17 protein-coding genes, 1 tRNA gene, 1 rRNA gene and 1 other annotated feature are annotated in these 18274 nt (G+C 28.0%); of the genes, 7 read left to right on the plus strand and 12 right to left on the minus strand.

Annotated features, from left to right (window positions below; translation table 11 throughout):
* Positions 1 to 35: 35 nt before the first annotated feature.
* Positions 36 to 1415 (minus strand): NAD(P)/FAD-dependent oxidoreductase, encoded by a 1380-nt coding sequence (locus B5D11_RS05090; protein ID WP_078681962.1) that lies wholly within the window; start codon positions 1413 to 1415, stop codon positions 36 to 38.
* Between the two features lie 379 nt (positions 1416 to 1794).
* Between B5D11_RS05090 and pgsA the strand changes: the two genes are divergently transcribed.
* Complete coding sequence (pgsA, locus tag B5D11_RS05095; RefSeq protein WP_078681963.1) at positions 1795 to 2298, plus strand: CDP-diacylglycerol--glycerol-3-phosphate 3-phosphatidyltransferase; 504 nt, start codon at positions 1795 to 1797, stop codon at positions 2296 to 2298.
* Positions 2299 to 2405: 107 nt separating this feature from the next.
* Here pgsA and B5D11_RS05100 read toward each other — a convergent pair whose 3' ends face one another.
* Positions 2406 to 2627: a DUF3006 domain-containing protein gene (locus B5D11_RS05100; RefSeq protein ID WP_078681964.1), complete on the minus strand. Its 222-nt coding sequence runs from the start codon at positions 2625 to 2627 to the stop codon at positions 2406 to 2408.
* Between the two features lie 361 nt (positions 2628 to 2988).
* Here B5D11_RS05100 and nuoE point away from each other — a divergent pair, with 361 nt between their 5' ends.
* From nuoE to B5D11_RS05115, 3 genes are read left to right on the plus strand one after another with little or no spacing between them, the layout of a single operon-like run.
* Positions 2989 to 3474, plus strand: a complete 486-nt coding sequence (gene nuoE / locus B5D11_RS05105; protein ID WP_078681965.1) for an NADH-quinone oxidoreductase subunit NuoE — start codon at positions 2989 to 2991, stop codon at positions 3472 to 3474.
* A gap of 22 nt (positions 3475 to 3496) precedes the next feature.
* The gene (locus B5D11_RS05110) at positions 3497 to 5392 is read left to right on the plus strand and encodes an NADH-quinone oxidoreductase subunit NuoF (RefSeq protein ID WP_078681966.1); all 1896 of its coding nucleotides are present in this window, start codon (positions 3497 to 3499) and stop codon (positions 5390 to 5392) included.
* Positions 5393 to 5413: 21 nt separating this feature from the next.
* A complete protein-coding gene (locus tag B5D11_RS05115) occupies positions 5414 to 7156 on the plus strand; it encodes an NADH-dependent [FeFe] hydrogenase, group A6 (protein ID WP_078681967.1) in 1743 nt (580 codons plus the stop codon).
* Between the two features lie 92 nt (positions 7157 to 7248).
* Here the strand turns inward: B5D11_RS05115 and B5D11_RS05120 are convergent, their stop codons facing one another.
* From B5D11_RS05120 to B5D11_RS05130, 3 genes are read right to left on the minus strand one after another with little or no spacing between them, the layout of a single operon-like run.
* Complete coding sequence (locus tag B5D11_RS05120; protein ID WP_078681968.1) at positions 7249 to 7635, minus strand: SMU1112c/YaeR family gloxylase I-like metalloprotein; 387 nt, start codon at positions 7633 to 7635, stop codon at positions 7249 to 7251.
* Positions 7636 to 7667: 32 nt separating this feature from the next.
* Positions 7668 to 8963, minus strand: a complete 1296-nt coding sequence (locus tag B5D11_RS05125) for an acetyl-CoA hydrolase/transferase family protein (RefSeq protein WP_078681969.1) — start codon at positions 8961 to 8963, stop codon at positions 7668 to 7670.
* Positions 8964 to 8991: 28 nt separating this feature from the next.
* Complete coding sequence (locus B5D11_RS05130; RefSeq protein WP_078681970.1) at positions 8992 to 9585, minus strand: DUF1836 domain-containing protein; 594 nt, start codon at positions 9583 to 9585, stop codon at positions 8992 to 8994.
* A gap of 169 nt (positions 9586 to 9754) precedes the next feature.
* On the opposite strand from B5D11_RS05130, the gene B5D11_RS05135 reads away from it, so the two are divergent.
* Both B5D11_RS05135 and B5D11_RS05140 read left to right on the plus strand, forming a co-directional pair.
* Positions 9755 to 10357 carry a protein kinase gene (locus tag B5D11_RS05135; protein WP_078681971.1) on the plus strand — a complete coding sequence of 201 codons (603 nt, stop codon included), beginning with the start codon at positions 9755 to 9757 and terminating at the stop codon, positions 10355 to 10357.
* Positions 10358 to 10544: 187 nt separating this feature from the next.
* Positions 10545 to 12155 (plus strand): Na/Pi cotransporter family protein, encoded by a 1611-nt coding sequence (locus tag B5D11_RS05140; RefSeq protein ID WP_078681972.1) that lies wholly within the window; start codon positions 10545 to 10547, stop codon positions 12153 to 12155.
* Positions 12156 to 12224: 69 nt separating this feature from the next.
* Here B5D11_RS05140 and B5D11_RS05145 read toward each other — a convergent pair whose 3' ends face one another.
* The 5 genes from B5D11_RS05145 to B5D11_RS05165 form a co-directional block, all read right to left on the minus strand.
* A complete protein-coding gene (locus B5D11_RS05145) occupies positions 12225 to 12731 on the minus strand; it encodes a hypothetical protein (RefSeq protein WP_078681973.1) in 507 nt (168 codons plus the stop codon).
* A gap of 137 nt (positions 12732 to 12868) precedes the next feature.
* On the minus strand, positions 12869 to 13309 hold the full coding sequence (locus B5D11_RS05150; RefSeq protein WP_078681974.1) for a VanZ family protein: 441 nt from the start codon (positions 13307 to 13309) through the stop codon (positions 12869 to 12871).
* A gap of 232 nt (positions 13310 to 13541) precedes the next feature.
* Positions 13542 to 14495 carry a M20/M25/M40 family metallo-hydrolase gene (locus tag B5D11_RS05155; protein WP_078681975.1) on the minus strand — a complete coding sequence of 318 codons (954 nt, stop codon included), beginning with the start codon at positions 14493 to 14495 and terminating at the stop codon, positions 13542 to 13544.
* 79 nt (positions 14496 to 14574) lie between these two features.
* Positions 14575 to 15585: a M42 family metallopeptidase gene (locus B5D11_RS05160; RefSeq protein WP_078681976.1), complete on the minus strand. Its 1011-nt coding sequence runs from the start codon at positions 15583 to 15585 to the stop codon at positions 14575 to 14577.
* Positions 15576 to 16616: a M42 family metallopeptidase gene (locus B5D11_RS05165; RefSeq protein ID WP_078681977.1), complete on the minus strand. Its 1041-nt coding sequence runs from the start codon at positions 16614 to 16616 to the stop codon at positions 15576 to 15578. The genes B5D11_RS05160 and B5D11_RS05165 overlap by 10 nt, the downstream gene beginning before the upstream one ends.
* Positions 16617 to 16835: 219 nt before the next feature.
* Positions 16836 to 17083, plus strand: a binding site (T-box leader).
* 151 nt (positions 17084 to 17234) lie between these two features.
* On the opposite strand from B5D11_RS05165, the gene B5D11_RS05170 reads away from it, so the two are divergent.
* The gene (locus B5D11_RS05170) at positions 17235 to 17738 is read left to right on the plus strand and encodes a tryptophan transporter (protein ID WP_078681978.1); all 504 of its coding nucleotides are present in this window, start codon (positions 17235 to 17237) and stop codon (positions 17736 to 17738) included.
* Positions 17739 to 18056: 318 nt separating this feature from the next.
* Here the strand turns inward: B5D11_RS05170 and B5D11_RS05175 are convergent.
* A tRNA-Lys gene (locus B5D11_RS05175) sits at positions 18057 to 18132 on the minus strand.
* A 23-nt stretch (positions 18133 to 18155) separates the two neighbouring features.
* Positions 18156 to 18272, minus strand: a 5S ribosomal RNA gene (rrf, locus tag B5D11_RS05180).
* Between the last annotated feature and the right edge of the window lie 2 nt (positions 18273 to 18274).

Genomic DNA, 18274 nt, shown 5'->3' on the forward strand with positions numbered 1-18274 from the left:
TAAATTATTAAAGATGTATATAAAATAAAAGTAATTTATTTAAACTTTTCTGCTAAAATTCTCCCTACATACACTCCACTAGCTGAAGCTTGTGATAATGAATGAGTTACTCCTGAACCGTCTCCTAAAATATAAAGACCTTTTACTACAGTTTCAAGATTATTATCTACATCTACTTTAGAATTATAAAATTTAACCTCAACTCCATATAAAAGAGTATCCTCGTTAGCTGTCCCTGGAGCAATTTTATCTAATGCATATATCATTTCTATAATATCATCTAATTGTCTTTTAGGTAATACTAAACTTAAATCCCCAGGTGTTGCATTTAAAGTTGGTCTTGTAAAACTTTTTGAAAGCCTATCTTCATTAGTTCTATGTCCTTTAACTAAATCTCCAAATCTTTGAACTAAAACTCCACCACCAAGCATATTACTTAATCTTGCAATTGATTCCCCATACTCATTACTGTCTTTAAAAGGTTCTGTGAAATGATTTGAAACCAAAAGAGCAAAATTTGTATTTTCTGTATGGAATTTTGGATTTGCATAACTATGTCCATTAACTGTAACTATTCCATTAGTATTTTCACTTACAACCTCTCCATGAGGGTTCATACAAAAGGTTCTTACAAAATCTGAATATTTCTTAGTTCTATATACTATTTTACTTTCGTAAACTTCCTTTGTTATATGCTCAAAAATAGAAGCAGGCAGCTCTACACGTACACCTATATCAACCCTATTACTCTCTGTTTTTATTCCAAGTTTCCTACACATTTTTGAAATCCATTTCGAACCGGAACGTCCTGTTGCTATAACTAAATTCTTAGCAATATAAGTTTTTTCTTCCGTTTGAACTATAAACTCATCTTTTGATTTATCTATTTCAATAACTTCAGTATTAAAAATCATATCTATTCTTTCATTTAAATAGTCAAATATATTTTGAAGGATAAACAAATTTCTATCTGTTCCTAAGTGTCTTACCTTTGCATCTAAAAGATGTAGATCATACTCAAGGGCTTTACTTTTAATATCTGAGTTTGCAGTTGAATAAAGCTTTGCTGAAGCTCCTCCCATTTTACAAAGTACTTCATCTACATAATTCATAAGCTCTAAAGCTTTATCCTTTCCTATATATTTATAAAGCTCTCCTCCAAAATTATTTGTTATATTATATTTACCATCGGAAAGACTCCCTGCCCCACCGTAGCCATTCATTATATTACAAGTTTTGCAATTTATACATGACTTTATTTTTTCTCCATCTATAGGACATTTTCTTTTATCCAAAGTATTACCTTTTTCTATCATAAGCACATTAATGTTCGTATTTTTTTGAGTTAATTCATAAGCTGTGAACATACCACTTGCTCCAGCTCCAATAATTATAATATCATAAATTTCAGGCATATATTATCCCTCCCTAGGTTATATTAACAAAAACTTTTCTCTTAGTCAACAAAATTTGCGAATATTAAGCTTGTCGATTTATATTTTATTCGTATATATCATAATTTATTAAAAGTTTAAAATTATTATTATATAAATTACATAATAATATGATATTATATTTTATATAGTTATTTTTGATATAATTATAATGATTATCATGATTATCTTACAAAAGTCTTTTTATTGAATATTTACCGATATTTATATATGTAATAAAAATTTAGTAACACTAACTATATATATAGTATAAATTAATTTGCAGCTTATTGTGGATTAATCATGTAATAATTATCATATTAAATAAATATATTTTAGGATTAGGAGCGGTGCTGTAAAAATGAATATACCTAATTTACTTACATTATTTAGAATTATATTAATTCCTATTTTTATACTTGTTTTCTTTTCTGAGACTCCAAATAGCCTGTTAAAATCTATATTAATATTTTTACTTGCTGGTTTTACAGATTTTCTTGATGGCTATATAGCTAGAAAATATAAAATTATAACTAAGGCTGGTATAGTTTTAGATCCACTTGCTGATAAACTTATGCTTATAACAGTTTTATCTTGTCTTCTTATAAAAAGTTATATACCTGCATGGGTTCTTATTGTAATTGCCGCCAAAGAAATTTTTATGATTTTATGCGGAGTATTTTTATATAAAAAAAATATTGTTATACCTTCAAACATATTTGGGAAACTATCTACTGTATTTTTTTATATTTCAATATTTGTACTAGCCTTTAGCCATAAAATAGGCATATATCTTTTATATTTTTCAGTAGCAAGTGCTATTGTAGCTTTTTTTAATTATGTTATAGTTTATACAAAAAAATAAATTTTCTTTAAATTTAAAGAAAATTTATATACCCTGTTAAATTGTTAATATTTAACAGGGTATATAAATAATCTTATTTTTTATATTATATTTACTATTATTTAAATTTATTTTTCCCATAAATCTTTAGTTATAGATTTAATTTTATCATTTCTTTTTTTAGTTTCTTCATAATTAATAATTATTTTTTTATTAACTTCATCAATATCTATAACATATCCCTCTTTTGCTTCTTTTGGAATATATTTCTTATTTATACTAATCATTTTTTCATTATATAACTCAACTACAGCAAAATCTCCTTCAAATCTATCTATTATACCAAGCAAAAAATCATCTCCCAAAATTTATTAAAAATTATTTCTATTTATATATTACTATATTTTTTTAATAAACAGCATCATTTTACAAAAACTCAATAATTTTTTAAAAAAACACTTAATTTTTAGTTTAATATTTAGTATAATGATGTAGGTAGTATATCATGGTTATCGTTTATATAGCTTGTAAATTTTTAATTTTTTATTTTAAATATTAAAATTTTACAAGTTTTAATATTTAAAAGTAAAAATAAGATTTACTTTAAAAATTTTTTAGACTATAATATTTGGGAATGGTTAAGCCATGATGTAAAGCATAATTATGATTGTTAATTAACAAACTTGTCCATTATAAAGGAGGTTATAAAACATGGCATGTAGTAAAAATGTCCTCGCTGAAGAAAAATTTCACGAGCTAGAGGAATTTATTAATGACCTTCCTGATAAAAAAGGAGCATTAATTGCAGTTCTTCATAAAGCTCAAAGTATCTTTGGATATTTACCTGAAGAGGTCCAATTATTTGTAGCAGAAAAATTAAATGTTCCTGCTTCTAAAGTTTATGGTGTAGTTAGTTTTTATTCTTATTTTACAACAGAACCTAGAGGCGAATTTGTCATTAACGTATGCATGGGTACAGCATGTTTTGTACGTGGTGCAGCAACTGTTTTAGCTGAAATTGAAAACCAACTAGGCATAAAAAGCGGTGAAACTACTCCAGATGGTAAATTTACCATTGACGTTCTTCGCTGCGTTGGTGCTTGTGGTTTAGCTCCAGTAGTAACAATAAACGATAGAGTTTATGGACACGTTACTGCAAATGATGTTAAAAAAATATTGGCTGAATATCAAGACTAATAAATAAAAGGAGGGAAATACTTTGGCTAAAATTAATTCATTAGAAGAACTTTTAGAATTAAATAAAAAATATAAGCCTATTCTTAAATTAAGAAATCTTAAACAAGATGAAATACCAGCTGATGAAAAAAATATAGAAAAAAGAGATATCTTAATTTGCGGCGGTACAGGATGTAAAGCTTCAAAAAGTGAGCAAATATTAAGAAACTTTAATCGTTACATAGATCTTGCTGGATTATCTGATAAAGTTCATGTATCAATAACAGGTTGTTTTGGATTTTGTGAAAAAGGTCCTATAGTTAAGGTTTTACCTGATAATGTATTTTATACTCATGTTACACCTGAAGATGTTGAAGATATAGTTCGCGACCATCTTGTAAAAGGAAATGTAGTTGAAAGACTTTTATATGAAGAACCTACTTTAAAAGAAAAAGTAAAAAGACAAGATCAAATGTCTTTTTATGGTAAACAGCACCGTATAGCTTTAAGAAACTGCGGACTTATAAATCCTGAAGACATAACTGAATATATAGCTGAAGATGGATATCTTGCTCTTGGTAAGGTATTAACTTCTATGACTCCAGATGAAGTTATTCAAACAATGATAGATTCTGGACTTCGTGGACGTGGAGGCGGTGGATTCCCTACAGGTCAAAAGTGGCTTTTTGCAAAAAAGAGTAAGTCTAAGGAAAAATATATAATTTGTAATGCTGATGAGGGAGATCCAGGTGCTTTTATGGATCGTTCCATACTTGAAGGAGATCCAAACAGTGTTATAGAAGCTATGGCTATTGCAGGATATGCTATAGGTGCAAATCAAGGTTACATATATATAAGAGCAGAATATCCTCTTGCAATAGAAAGACTAAAAACTGCTATTAATGAAGCTAGAGAACTTGGGCTTTTAGGTAAAAATATTTTAGGTAGCGGATTTGACTTTGATTTAGATATAAGATATGGTGCAGGAGCTTTTGTATGCGGTGAAGAAACAGCACTAATTCACTCTATTGAAGGAAATCGTGGAGAACCAACAACAAAACCTCCATTCCCAGCTGTAAGTGGTCTTTGGGAAAAACCAACATGTGTAAATAACGTTGAAACTTTTGCTAATATACCACCTATAATATTAAATGGAGCTAATTGGTATAATTCTATGGGTACAAAAACTTCTAAAGGAACTAAAGTTTTTGCTCTTGCAGGTAAGATTAATAATGTAGGTCTTGTTGAAGTACCTATGGGAACAACTCTTAAAGAAATAATATATGATATCGGTGGTGGAATTAAAAACGGACGTAAATTCAAAGCTGTACAGACAGGAGGTCCTTCTGGCGGATGTATTCCTGCTTCAATGCTTGATAGCCCAATTGATTATGAATCTTTAAATTCTATAGGTTCTATGATGGGTTCAGGCGGAATGATTGTTATGGACGAAGATAACTGTATGGTTGATATAGCTAAATTCTATCTTGAATTTACAGTAGATGAATCTTGTGGAAAATGTACTCCTTGCCGTGTAGGAAATAAGAGACTTCTTGAAATATTAACTAGAATAACTGAAGGAAAAGGAACAGAGCAAGATTTAGTAGATTTAAAAGAACTTGCAGAAACTATAAAAGATACTGCACTTTGTGGACTTGGTCAAACAGCTCCTAATCCAGTTTTAAGTACTATGAAGTATTTCATGGATGAATATGAAGCTCATGTTAAGGAAAAACGCTGTCCAGCTGGAGTTTGTCAGGCTTTAATGCAATATTTTATTACTGATAAATGTATAGGCTGCACAAAGTGTGCTAGACAATGTCCAGTATCTGCTATAAGTGGAAAAGTTAAAGATAGACATGTAATAGATCAAGAAAAATGTATAAAATGTGGTGCTTGTCAAACAGCATGCCCAGTTAAAGCTATAATAAAGCACTAATTTGAGAGGAAGGTGAAAGTTTTGAGTTTAGTAACTGTAACTATAAATAATAGACAGGTACAAGTAGAAGAAGGAACTACAATATTAGAAGCTGCTAAAGTTCTTAATATAAAAATTCCTACATTGTGCCACCTAAATTTACATGATATAAAAATGGTTAATCAAACTGCTTCCTGTAGAGTATGTATGGTAGAAATAGAAGGAAGAAAAAATTTAGCTCCAGCTTGTGCTACTCCTGTTTTTGATAAAATGGTAGTAAAAACAAACACAATAAAAGCAATAAAGGCAAGAAGAACTGTAGTAGAACTTCTTTTATCAGATCACCCAAAAGATTGCTTAGTTTGTGATAAAAATACAAATTGTGAACTTCAGCAATTGGCTGCAGATCTTGGAATACGTGATATACCTTATAAAGGTGAAATGTCAACATATGAAATTGATGATTCAAGTTATTCTATAGTTAGAAATCTTGATAAATGTATACTTTGCAGAAGATGTGAAACTATGTGTAACAAAGTTCAAACAGTAAATGTTCTATCTGGAGTTGAAAGAGGATTTGAAACTGCTGTAGCACCTGCTTTTAACTTACCTTTAACAGATACATCATGTACTTTTTGCGGTCAATGTGTTGCTGTATGTCCAACTGGTGCATTAACAGAAGTTAATAATATTTCAAAAGTTTGGAATGCATTAAGAGATAAAGATAAATTTGTTATAGTTCAAACTGCTCCAGCAGTAAGAGTAGCATTAGGTGAAGAATTTGGTTTAGAACCAGGAACTGTTGTTACAGGTAAAATGGTTACTGCTCTTAGAGAACTTGGATTTGACAAAGTTTTTGATACAGACTTTGCTGCAGACCTTACTATAATGGAGGAAGCTTCTGAATTTGTTCACAGAATTAAACATGGAGGAAAACTTCCAATACTTACAAGCTGCTGCCCTGGCTGGGTAAAATTCTTTGAGCATCAATTCCCAGATCTTTTAGATATACCATCTACTTGTAAGTCACCTCATGAAATGTTTGGTGCTGTTGCAAAAACTTACTTAGCTGAAAAGCTTGGTATAGATCCTAAAAACATAGTAGTAGTTTCAGTAATGCCTTGTCTTGCTAAAAAATATGAAGCTGCAAGACCAGAACTTTCTCATGAAGGTAACCAAGACGTAGATATAGTTATAACTACAAGAGAGCTTGCTAAAATGCTTAAAGAAGCTGGTATAAACTTTAATTCTCTAGAAGATGGTGATTTTGATAATCCTCTTGGAGAATCAACTGGAGCTTCAGTAATATTTGGAACTACAGGTGGAGTTTTAGAGGCAGCTCTTCGTACAGCTTATGAATGGCTTACTGATGAAGAACTTAAAGATGTTGAGTTCCATAATTTAAGAGGTATGGATGGAGTTAAAGAAGCTACTGTAAAAATTAATGATATGGATGTAAATGTAGCTGTAGCTCATGGTCTTGGAAATGCTAGAAAAATACTTGAAGCTATAAGAAATGGTGAAGCAAATTATCAAGCTATTGAAATAATGGCTTGCCCTGGTGGATGTATAGGTGGAGGCGGACAGCCATATATACATGGCGACGTAGAAATCCTAAAGAAACGTGCTGAAGGTATTTATAGTGAAGATAGAAGTAAGGCTAAGAGAAAATCTCATGAAAATGAATCTGTTCTTAAATTATATAAAGAATACTTAGGTGAGCCTTATGGAGAAAAAGCTCATGAACTTCTTCACACTCATTATACTGAAAGAAAGAAAATGTAATTAACTTATTAATTAAAAATATATTAAATATATAAGTAATAAGTAAAGGCACAAAGCAAAGTGTTTAAAATTTTCCTTGCTTTGTGCCTGTTTTATTTTTCATAAATCTCTAAAGGTAAATTGTCAGGGTCATTAAAAAAAGTAAATTTTTTACCTGTAATTTCATCAATTCTTATAGGTTCTGTAACTATACCTTTATCATTAAGTTCTTTTACTGCTTCATTAATATTAGAAACTTCAAAAGCTAAATGCCTAAGTCCTGCAGCCTCTGGATAGCTTAATCTTTTAGGTGGATTATTAAAAGAAAATAACTCTATTTGATAATCTTTATCAATGCTTAAATCAAGTTTATATGAATCTCTTTCTTTTCTGTAAGTTTCTTTAATTATTTTTAAACCTAATATATTTACATAAAAATATTTAGATTTTTTATAATCAGAACAAATAATTGCAACATGATGTATTTTATTTAATTTCATTTTTAACCCCTATTTATATAAATTTTTATAAATCACCAAATATAATTTTTTTTAGCTTGATACTTTAGTTCTTCCCTGAATTTAGGATGAGCTATATTTATTAACTCTTTTACTCTCTCTCTTATACTGCGTCCACTTAATTTAGCTACTCCATATTCAGTTACAACATAATCTACATCATTTCTTGAAAGAGATACAGCAGCTCCTAAATTAATAAATGGAACTATTGTTGAAATAGTATCTTGTTTTGCTGTTGAATACAAAGTAATAATAGATTTACCTCCATTACTATTTTGAGAACCTATTGCAGTATCAGCTTGCCCTCCAGTACCACTATACTGAGTAAATCCAATTGACTCAGAACAGCATTGCCCTGTTAAATCTACCTGTATAGAAGTATTAATTGATACCATTTTATAATTTTGTCCTATAATATAAGGATCATTAGTATATGCAGCACTTTTAAATTCTACAGAAAGATTATTATCTATAAAATCATAAAGTTTTTTTGTTCCTAATGCAAAAGATGCTATAAACTTATTTTTATTTATTGATTTTCTTCTATTAGTAACAACTCCTTCATTATAAAGATCTACTATACCATCTGTAAACATTTCAGTATGAATACCTAAATCTTTTTTATTAGATAATGCCTTTGTAACTGCATTTGGAATAGCACCAATTCCTAGCTGTAATGTAGATCCATCTTCTATTAGTTCAGATATATAATTACCTATAGTTATATCTTTTTCATTTGGTTCTATACTTGGAAGTTCAATAAGAGGAGATTTATATTCATATACAAAATCAACTTCACTTATATGTACAGCAGTATCACCATAGGTCCTTGGAAGATTTTCATTTATTTCTAAAATAACTATATCTGCATTTTCTATATATTCTCTTTCATATGTTACTGAAAGAGATAATGAAAAATATCCATGTTTGTCCATAGGAGTTGCTGTACCTACGAAAATATTAGGTTTTTTATAATTTAACCTTTTTTTAGCAGCAAAATGAAGATGACTTGGAATTAATGAAACAGTTTCAAATTTATGTGATTTTCTTGCTAAACCACTATAAAACCAAGTTTCATTAATAAAATGTCCCTTCATTTCAGGATTAGAACAAAATTCATAATTTCCCATATTTAAGCAAGTAATTACTGATACATTTTCTACTTTAGATTTTATTTTATGAAGATTTGAAAGAAATCCTGTTGCTTCAGCAGCACCTAAACCTACAGCAATTTCATAATTAGATTTTACTTTATTAATAGCTTCATCTAAACTTATTAATTTGCTTTTGTATAATTCTTTATAGTCCATAAATAAACTCCTTTTGCTTATATTTTCCCTATTTTTTATTATATTCATCAATAATTTTTTTAGCAAGCTTTTTAATAATGCTAGCTTCTGCTATTAATGTCATCACTGTAAGAAAAACTAAAATTCTCTCTTCATCATCTTTTTTTAAATTATTATCTTTTATTATATTTAATAGCTTTTCTTGATTAAAATTATTTTTAGATAAAAAATCGTCAATCATTTCTTTTTGAAAATTAGAAAATATTTTATAAGCTTTTTCCCAAGATAATATATCATCAGATTTGTTATTTATATTATTAAATGCAAGATTAAAAACTTTTTTAATTTCTTCTGATGTTAATACAGGTCTCATATAACTTAATAATAAAAGTTGAGCTAGATGCTCCTTAGTATATCCTCTCTTTTTACCCTCTTCAGGTTTTGATATAACTTCACTTTTTATATAATTTTGTACAATACTGCTAGTATATTTTTCATCTTCAAATTTATCATTTAAATAATCAATTACTTGAGATAAAAACAAATCATAACGTGGTAAATCTTCATAGGAAACTATTGCATTTTTTGATATTTCTTCAGCTAATTTTCTTATATTATATATATTAAAAGTATCTCTTTCCATAATTTAAAATCCTCCTGAATTTTTATATTCTATATTCACATTATAAGTTAAATATAAACTCATTACAAGTTAAATTATATAGTTGAAACTTATCAAATATAGGAAATTTTGTAATATTTAAATTTAATTTTCATATGTTATTACAAAGCAATATTTTTTTGGTATATATATGAGTAAAAAACATAAACATAAATTTCAACAAAATAAATATTCTGATATTAATCTTTTTGAATGTAAATTTTTAGGCAAAGGTCATAATGGGATAGTATATCTTCTTCCTGATGGTAAAGTCATAAAAATTTGTTTTATAATGAAAGATTTCTATGGAGAAGCTCATATTTTAAAAAAGGTAAATGGAAATAAATATTTCCCTAGACTCTATGAAGTTGGCGGAAATTACATGATAAGAGATTATGTAGATGGAATACCTTTAAAAAACTATATAAAAAAGAATGGACTTACAAGAAAACTTGTTATTAGCATTTTAGAAATGTTAAAAGAATTTGAAAAACTAAAATTTTTAAAAATAGATGTACGTTGCAAAGATGTTTTTGTAGATTCAAATGGTAAATTAATGATTATAGATCCTCAAAAATTTTATTCTAAAGAAAGAGATTTTCCTAGGCATCTTTCAAAAGGATTATATAAATTAGGTGTGTTAGACTTTTTTTTAGAAGTATTAAGAGAAGAAGAACCAAAGTTATACAAAAAATGGCATAATAAAATAAATAATTATATTAAAGAACTTGATAAAATTGATGATATTGAATAGATTTCCAATTAAAATTCTAAGAAGTTATCTAAATATTAGTATAACCCTTAGAATTTTAATTGGAAATTTTTTTATGTTAAATCTATGTTAAGTTTATGTTATAAACTCTTAACAAACAAAATATATAGTAGTATGATATTTTTGTAGGTTTTTTTATTATTATGTAAAATTTAAGTGGAGGGATCGTATGGATATTTCTTCGACCATTATTAGCCTTATTGGCGGCTTGGGACTTTTCCTATATGGTATGAAGCTTATGGGAGATGGTCTAGAAAATGCAGCTGGAGAAAAGTTAAAAGGATTTCTTGAAAAGATAACATCCAATCCTGTAAAAGGTATTTTAGTTGGAACAATAGTAACTTCTATTATTCAAAGCAGCAGTGCTACTACAGTTATGGTAGTAGGCTTTGTTAACGCTGGACTTATGAGCCTTTACCAAGCAGCTGGAGTAATTATGGGAGCCAATATAGGTACTACAATTACAGCACAACTTGTTGCATTTAACCTTTCTGCTATTGCACCAATCTTTGTAGGTTTAGGCGCTGCTATAACATTATTTTCTAAATCAAAGAAAAACAGAGAAATTGGTCATATAGTTTTAGGTTTTGGTATACTGTTTATGGGACTTGAAATTATGGGAACAGCATTATCACCATTATCTGAAGCTCCTGAATTTAAAAATATGATTGTAACTTTGAGTCATAATCCACTTTTAGGTATATTAGTAGGATTGGTAGCAACAGGAATTATTCAAAGTTCTTCAGCAACTACAAGTATATTAATTACTATTGCCGGAAGCGGTATTATACCACTTGAAGCAGCAATTCCTGTTTTATTTGGAACTAACATAGGAACTTGTGTTACTGCACTTTTAGCTAGTATAGGTACAAATAAAACAGCAAAAAAAGCAGCCTTAATTCATTTAACATTTAACGTAGTTGGAACAGTAATTTTCTTCATACTTTTAAAACCATTTATAATTTTAGTTCAATTATTAAGCGGAAATGCTGATATAAAAAGACAAATTGCAAACGCACACACAATATTTAATGTAATTAATACACTTATATTAGCTTGGTTTATTCCTCTTCTTATTAAGTTTGTAAACAAGCTTATTCCAGGAGAAGATGAAACTGAAAAAATGGGTACAAAATTTATAGATGAAAGATTTCTAGAAACACCTGCAGTTGCAATTGGACAAACTGTAAAAGAAATAATACGAATGGCAAATAAAGCTAAAGAAAATTTAGAACTTTCTATGGATGCTTTTAGAACAAATGATAGCAAACTAATTGAAAAAGTATTTGAAAATGAAAATTTAATTAATATTTTAGAAAGAGAAATAGTATCTTTTTTAACAAAAATTTCAAATAAAGAGATACCAGCTGGTCAATCAGAAGTTATAACTTCAATGTATCATATAGTTAATGATATAGAAAGAATTGGAGATCATGCTGAAAATTTAGCAGAACTTGCTCAAGAAAAAATACTTAAAAAACTTGAATTTTCTGATGATGCTTTAAATGATTTAGATCATATGTTTAATTACACAATAAGTGCTCTTGATAAAAGCATCTCAAGTTTTGAAAATAACGATTCTTATGCTGCCCAAGATGTTCTTAAAATAGAAGAAAGAATTGACAGTCTAGAAAAAGAACTTCGTAAAACTCATATAAAAAGGCTTAATAATGGCAGCTGTAATGCTTATAGCGGAACTATTTTTTTAGATATAATAAGCAACTTAGAAAGAGTTGGAGATCATGCTACAAATATAGCTGAAGTTATATTTAATCATTAATTTTTAATAAAGTATGTCATACATAGTTTTATTTTAATACTATGTATGACATACTTTATTATATATTTATTATTTATTAAATTTTTTAATCCTCATATCTATAATTTCAGCTTCACTCTTTATTGAATTTAATTCATTATTTATATTATTAAATATATTATTAAGTTTTTCATTTAAAATAAATTCATCTTCTAATAAATTTTTTATAACATTGACAGAAAAATCAATATTATATAGTCTATCATTCATACTTTCAAGAAATTTTTTCATGTCTAAAAATGTTCTTTCTTCTAAATTTACTTTATTACCTTCATCATCAATATAAATATATGATGCTTTTTCTCCACACTGTGAACATATAAAATCAATTTCTATAGAATTTTCTTTTTCTTTTTCTCTAAATTTAAATAATTCTCCCTTACATTTTGGACAAGATGGAACTATCATTTTACCATCTAATTGAAAAGTTTCTCTAATAGTATTACATTCTGAACATTGCACTTTAAAAGAAATTCCATCAGGAATAATTAAAAATTTATTATTATCACATTTATCACAAATTCTCGTTCTATACATTAATTTAATACCACTCCCTTCACTTTTATATATGAAGGAAATTTTATATATATTACAAAAATAATTATATATCGTATATTTTATAATAATATCTTATAATAAGATTCTTAAATATTAATTTTAAAAATTTTTATATATTATTTATTTCTAAAAAATTTTTGTATATGAAAAATATATCTAATTCCCAATGCAGTTATTCCACCCATCGTATCAATTAAAACATCTCTAAAAGCTGGTCCTCTTCCGGGAACAAAACTTTGATGAAATTCATCTGAAGCTGCATAAAAAAATACTATTACAAGTGAAAAAATTAATGATTTTTTAAAACTAAAACTTTCTATAAAAGCATTATATAAAAACATATAAAGAATAAAATATTCTGTAAAATGTGCACCCTTTCTTACAATAAAATTTGCTAAATCTCCAAATGTACTATTTAAATCTAATCCAAGAAGATTAAATATATATATTACAAACTTACTATTTTCATCTGATATATCTCCTGGCTGATTTGAAAATATAAAAATAACTATCATCCAAGCCAAAACTAAAAACCATTTAATCTTTTTTTTATCCATGAATAAAAAACCCTTTCTATAATATTTTGTATATTTTATTATAGCTTATTGTACTGTTTAATTTCAATTTAATAAATTTTTCATTAAACTTTATATTTGTAATTTATTCTAAACTTAAATAAAATGCATCAAAATATTTATATTAATAAAAGTCATACATAAAAAGGATTTTCCCAATTTATGCATGACTTTTCAATTTATTTAAAACATTTATACTTTTAAAATACAAAATTTACATTAAACCTTTTAAAAGTTTTATAGTGTTTTCTATGTCTTCTATTGATACCATCTCTGAAACAGAATGATTATACCTGCAAGGAATAGAAACAACCCCTGTTTTAACTCCACACTTTTCTTTATGTATTGTACCACCATCAGTAAATCTTTTTGATGCTGTATATTGTATAGAAATATTATTATTTTTAGCAGCATTCTCTAGTTTTTCTTTTATTTCATGATGCATTATAAGGCTTCTATCCATAACAGTTAAAACCGGCCCTTCTCCTATCTTTATATTACCTTTACCTCCAATAATATCTGAAGATTCTTCTAAATCAACAACTATTGAATAATCAGGCTCAATTTCAAAAGACGCTGCTCTTGCACCTCTCCCTCCAAGCTCAGCTTGAGATGAAAATACAAAGTAAAGCTCTTTATCTGTTTCTTTGATTTCTTTTATAAGCCTAATTAAAATATAACATCCTACTCTATCATCAAGTCCACAGCCTATAATATTATTGTCAATTTCTATAGTATTTTTAAAAAATGCAGCTACATCACCTTCTTGTACTTTATTTAATGCCTCTTCTCTATTTTTAACTCCAATATCAATAAATAAATCATCTATTTCAGGATTATCTTTAGTTGCAGCTATTTTGCCTATTACTCCATTTTCAAATTTAATAAAATTATGAACTACATCATTTGCATTAAAATCTCCAATGTTCCCTACTCTTATAAAGCCATTATCTTCTATATATGATGCTATAAGTCCTATTTCGTCCATATGAGCACAAAACATAAATTTTTCTGCACCTTCACCTATTTTTACAATAAGATTACCCATTTTATCTTCTTTTATTTTGCAATTAATACCTTTTAATTCATTTATTATAGTCTCTCTTACATTTGTTTCATGTCCGCTTACTCCAAAACTCAAAAGGAGCCTGCTTAATGTACTGTCCATAATAAAAATCCTCCTTATCACTCAAAACTTATAACTTTAAGTCTACAATTTTACAGCTTATTTCATTGAAACTTTAATATTATTTTATAGTTTTTAAATATTCTATTAATAGCTTAACTGTATTTTCATAATCACTTTTACTTGCTAAAGATACAGAAGAATGAATATATCTGCAAGGTACAGAAATAGTTGCAACTTTAGCCCCTTCCCCTGAAGATTGAATAGCATAAGCATCATTTCCTCCAGCTATGGCTCTTCTTTTTTGGTAAGGTATTTTCTTTTCATCACAAACTTTCATAATTTCCATGGCAATATCATTATTAAAAATACTTGTTTTATCCATTATAGATATTGCAGGTCCTTTCCCTATTTCTGTGGCTCTTAAATGTTTTAAAACATTAGGCATATCTGCACAAATAGTTCCTTCTAAAACAATACCTATATCAGCTTTAATATTAAAAGCTGATACAAAAGCTCCTCTTTCTCCCACTTCTTCTTGAACATTAAAAACTCCATAAATATCACACTCATAATTTTCTTTTAAAGCCTCTATAAGAACTGCACAACCTATTCTATCATCAAAAGCTTTTCCTTTATAAAGCCCATTTCCAAATTCACTAAACTCTGTATCAAATACAGCAAATTCTCCAATTTCTATTAACTTTTCAGTTTCTTCTTTAGATTTAGAACCAATATCTATGCAGCAATCACTATAAGACACAGCTTTTTTTCTTTCTTCACTGCTTTGAAGATGTATAGGCTTAAACCCTATAACTCCTGGAATTTTATTATCTCCAATTAAAACTACCTTTGAAGGTAAAATATTACCAGAAATACCGCCAAGAGAATAAAATTTTAAAGTACCATCTTCATTATAACCTGTAATTATAAATCCAACTTCATCCATATGAGCATCTATAATTACTTTGTTTTTACTATTCTTATTACCTTTTTTATGAGCTATAATATTCCCCATATTGTCTACTTTTACTTCATCTACATATTTTTTAACTTCTTCTTTTATAATATTTCTAACATTTCCTTCATAACCTGAAGGACCTGCAGCATTGCTTAATTTTTCTAAAAGCATAACAGCTCCTGCACCTCCTCATCTTTTATTTTTTCTATAAACTTAGCTATTATCCTTCCTGTATTTTTTATATCTTCCATATTTACAATCTCAACTGAAGTATGCATATATTTAATAGGAATAGATATTAAAAGTGTAGGTATACCATTTCTTGTTATTTGTATATCCCAAGCATCTGTTCCTGTATTTCCTGGCTCAACTTCAACTTGATATGATATATTATACTCTTTACCTATGTCCATAAGCTTTTTTCTAAACTTAGGATGAATATTAGGTCCAATACATATTACAGGTCCCTTTCCTAATCTATTCTCCCTATCACTATCCCCTAAAGCACCACCATCAAAAGTTACATCTATAGCAATTGCCATAGTAGGATTTACCTCATAACTACCTATCTTTGCCCCTCTGTGTCCAACCTCTTCTTGACATGAAGACACAAAATATACATCTAAATCATGATTTATATTTTGAAGTTCTTTAGCACATGCATACATTGCTGCAATACCAGCTCTATCATCTATAGATTTGCAAGTTACATTATTATTTAAAAGTTCATAAAAATTTCTTTTTAAAGTAACATAATCTCCAATATTAACTATAGACTTAACTTCTTCTTTTAAAAGGCCTGTATCTATAAGCAATTCTTCTTCCGTAATAGACTTTCTTCTATCTTCTTCACTAATAAGATGTGGAGGTTTTACGCCTATAATTCCTAAAATATCTTTCTTTCCATGGATTATTACCTCTTGAGATACGAGAGTTTTTGCATCAATTCCATTTCCTTTGAATTTTAAAAATCCATTTTCACTTATGTCTGTTATCATTAAAAATACCTCATCAGCATGTGCCATAAGCATAATGCTATTTTTACCATTTCCTTTTTTATGTACATAAATATTATTTAATTTTCCCATTTTAATATCTCCAAATGGTTTAAAAGCTTCCTCAATAACAGGATAAATTAAATACTCCCTACCACTTGGAACATGGCACATACAAAGTTTTTTAAGAAATTCTATATCTTCCATATAATACTCCTTTCATGTAATAAAGCTATTCTTTTATAATATATTATAGATATCCAATGTGAAGGCTTAATATTAGTATAATAAAATAGTAAGCTTATATAAACCTTATAAACAATATTTTGCTTAATTGGATATAATTTTATAAATAAAATCATATAACAAAATTAAAAATATATTGACACTATTACTTTAACATAGTATTATAATGATAACAATACATTAAATCCATTGAAAAGGAATAGTAGCTGTAGTCATTAGTTTCAGAGAGCTGAGGATGGTGGAATCTCAGTACGATATGCTTCAGTGAATGGACCTTTAGGAGTAAGCCGAAATTTTAAGTTTTCTTAAAAGAGTAGTACTTAACGGATGCCCACCGTTAAAAGGGAAAAGACATGATAGTGTGTCTTATAGAGATATACAATTTTTGTATAATTTAGGTGGCACCGCGGATAACCTTCGCCCTATTATTTAGGGTGAAGGTTTTTTTAATTTAATTTTATAATATAAATTTTATATTATAGCAATTTATTTTACATTTTATATTTTTTCTTTAAAAAGAAGTATAAATATATATGAAATAAAATTTAATAAAAATATTTTTTAAAGGAGAGAAAAATCATGAATTTAAGAAAACTAACAATTAGCTCATTACTTTTAGCCATAGGTTTAATATTACACCAAATAGTTCCTCCAATACTTTTTGGAATGAAACCAGATTTTCTACTTAGCATGATGTTTATAGCTATAGCACTTTGCGACGATTATAAAACAACTTTAGTAATTGGACTTGCTGCTGGAATACTTACTGCACTTACTACTGGATTCCCAATGGGACAAATACCTAATATAATAGATAAAATTGTAACTTCTAATTTAATTTATTTTCTTTTTAAATTTCTTGACAAAAAAGTTAATCATCAAGTTGAAATGGCAATAATTTCAATTGTTGGAACACTTATAAGTGGAACAGTTTTTTTAGGCTCAGCTTTAATTTTATTTGGACTTCCAGGACCATTTTTTTCACTAATGCTTGGGGTTGTTCTTCCAGCAACAATATTCAATTTAGTTGCAGTAAGCATTTTATATAATTCAGCTCAAGTTGCTTTAAAAAGAATAAACTAGGGTTTTTAAACCCTAGTTTATTCTATATTATTTTTAAAAGTTTTTTAATATTTATCTGCTTTTCTATAGCTTTCTCATTGGACATAGCACAAAATGACTTTATACCTACATCAATACCTAGATTAAAAGTCATGTGCTCTACCGACTGAGCTAGTGAACCTTATATATTAGGTTTTAAAACCTATTGCATTAAAATTTTGAGGTAGTTTTTCACTCTCAACATTGAATTTTTCTATGTTTTTTAAACTCTACCCAACCAACTAAAAATTGATACAAAAAAGTTAAAAACCCTTGAAAATAAACACTTTCAAGAGTTTTTGGTGGCTCACCGGGGAATCGAACCCCGGACACCATGATTAAAAGTCATGTGCTCTACCGACTGAGCTAGTGAACCTTATATATTAGGTTTTAAAACCTACCTGGCAACGTCCTACTCTTCCACTCGGTCTCCCGAGCAGTACCATCGGCGCTGAGAAGCTTAACTTGCGTGTTCGGAATGGGAACGGGTGTTACCTTCTCGCCATCATCACCAGATA

The sequence above is a fragment of the Clostridium sp. USBA 49 genome (genome assembly GCF_900167505.1).
GTDB lineage: Bacteria > Bacillota > Clostridia > Clostridiales > Clostridiaceae > Clostridium_AT > Clostridium_AT prolinivorans.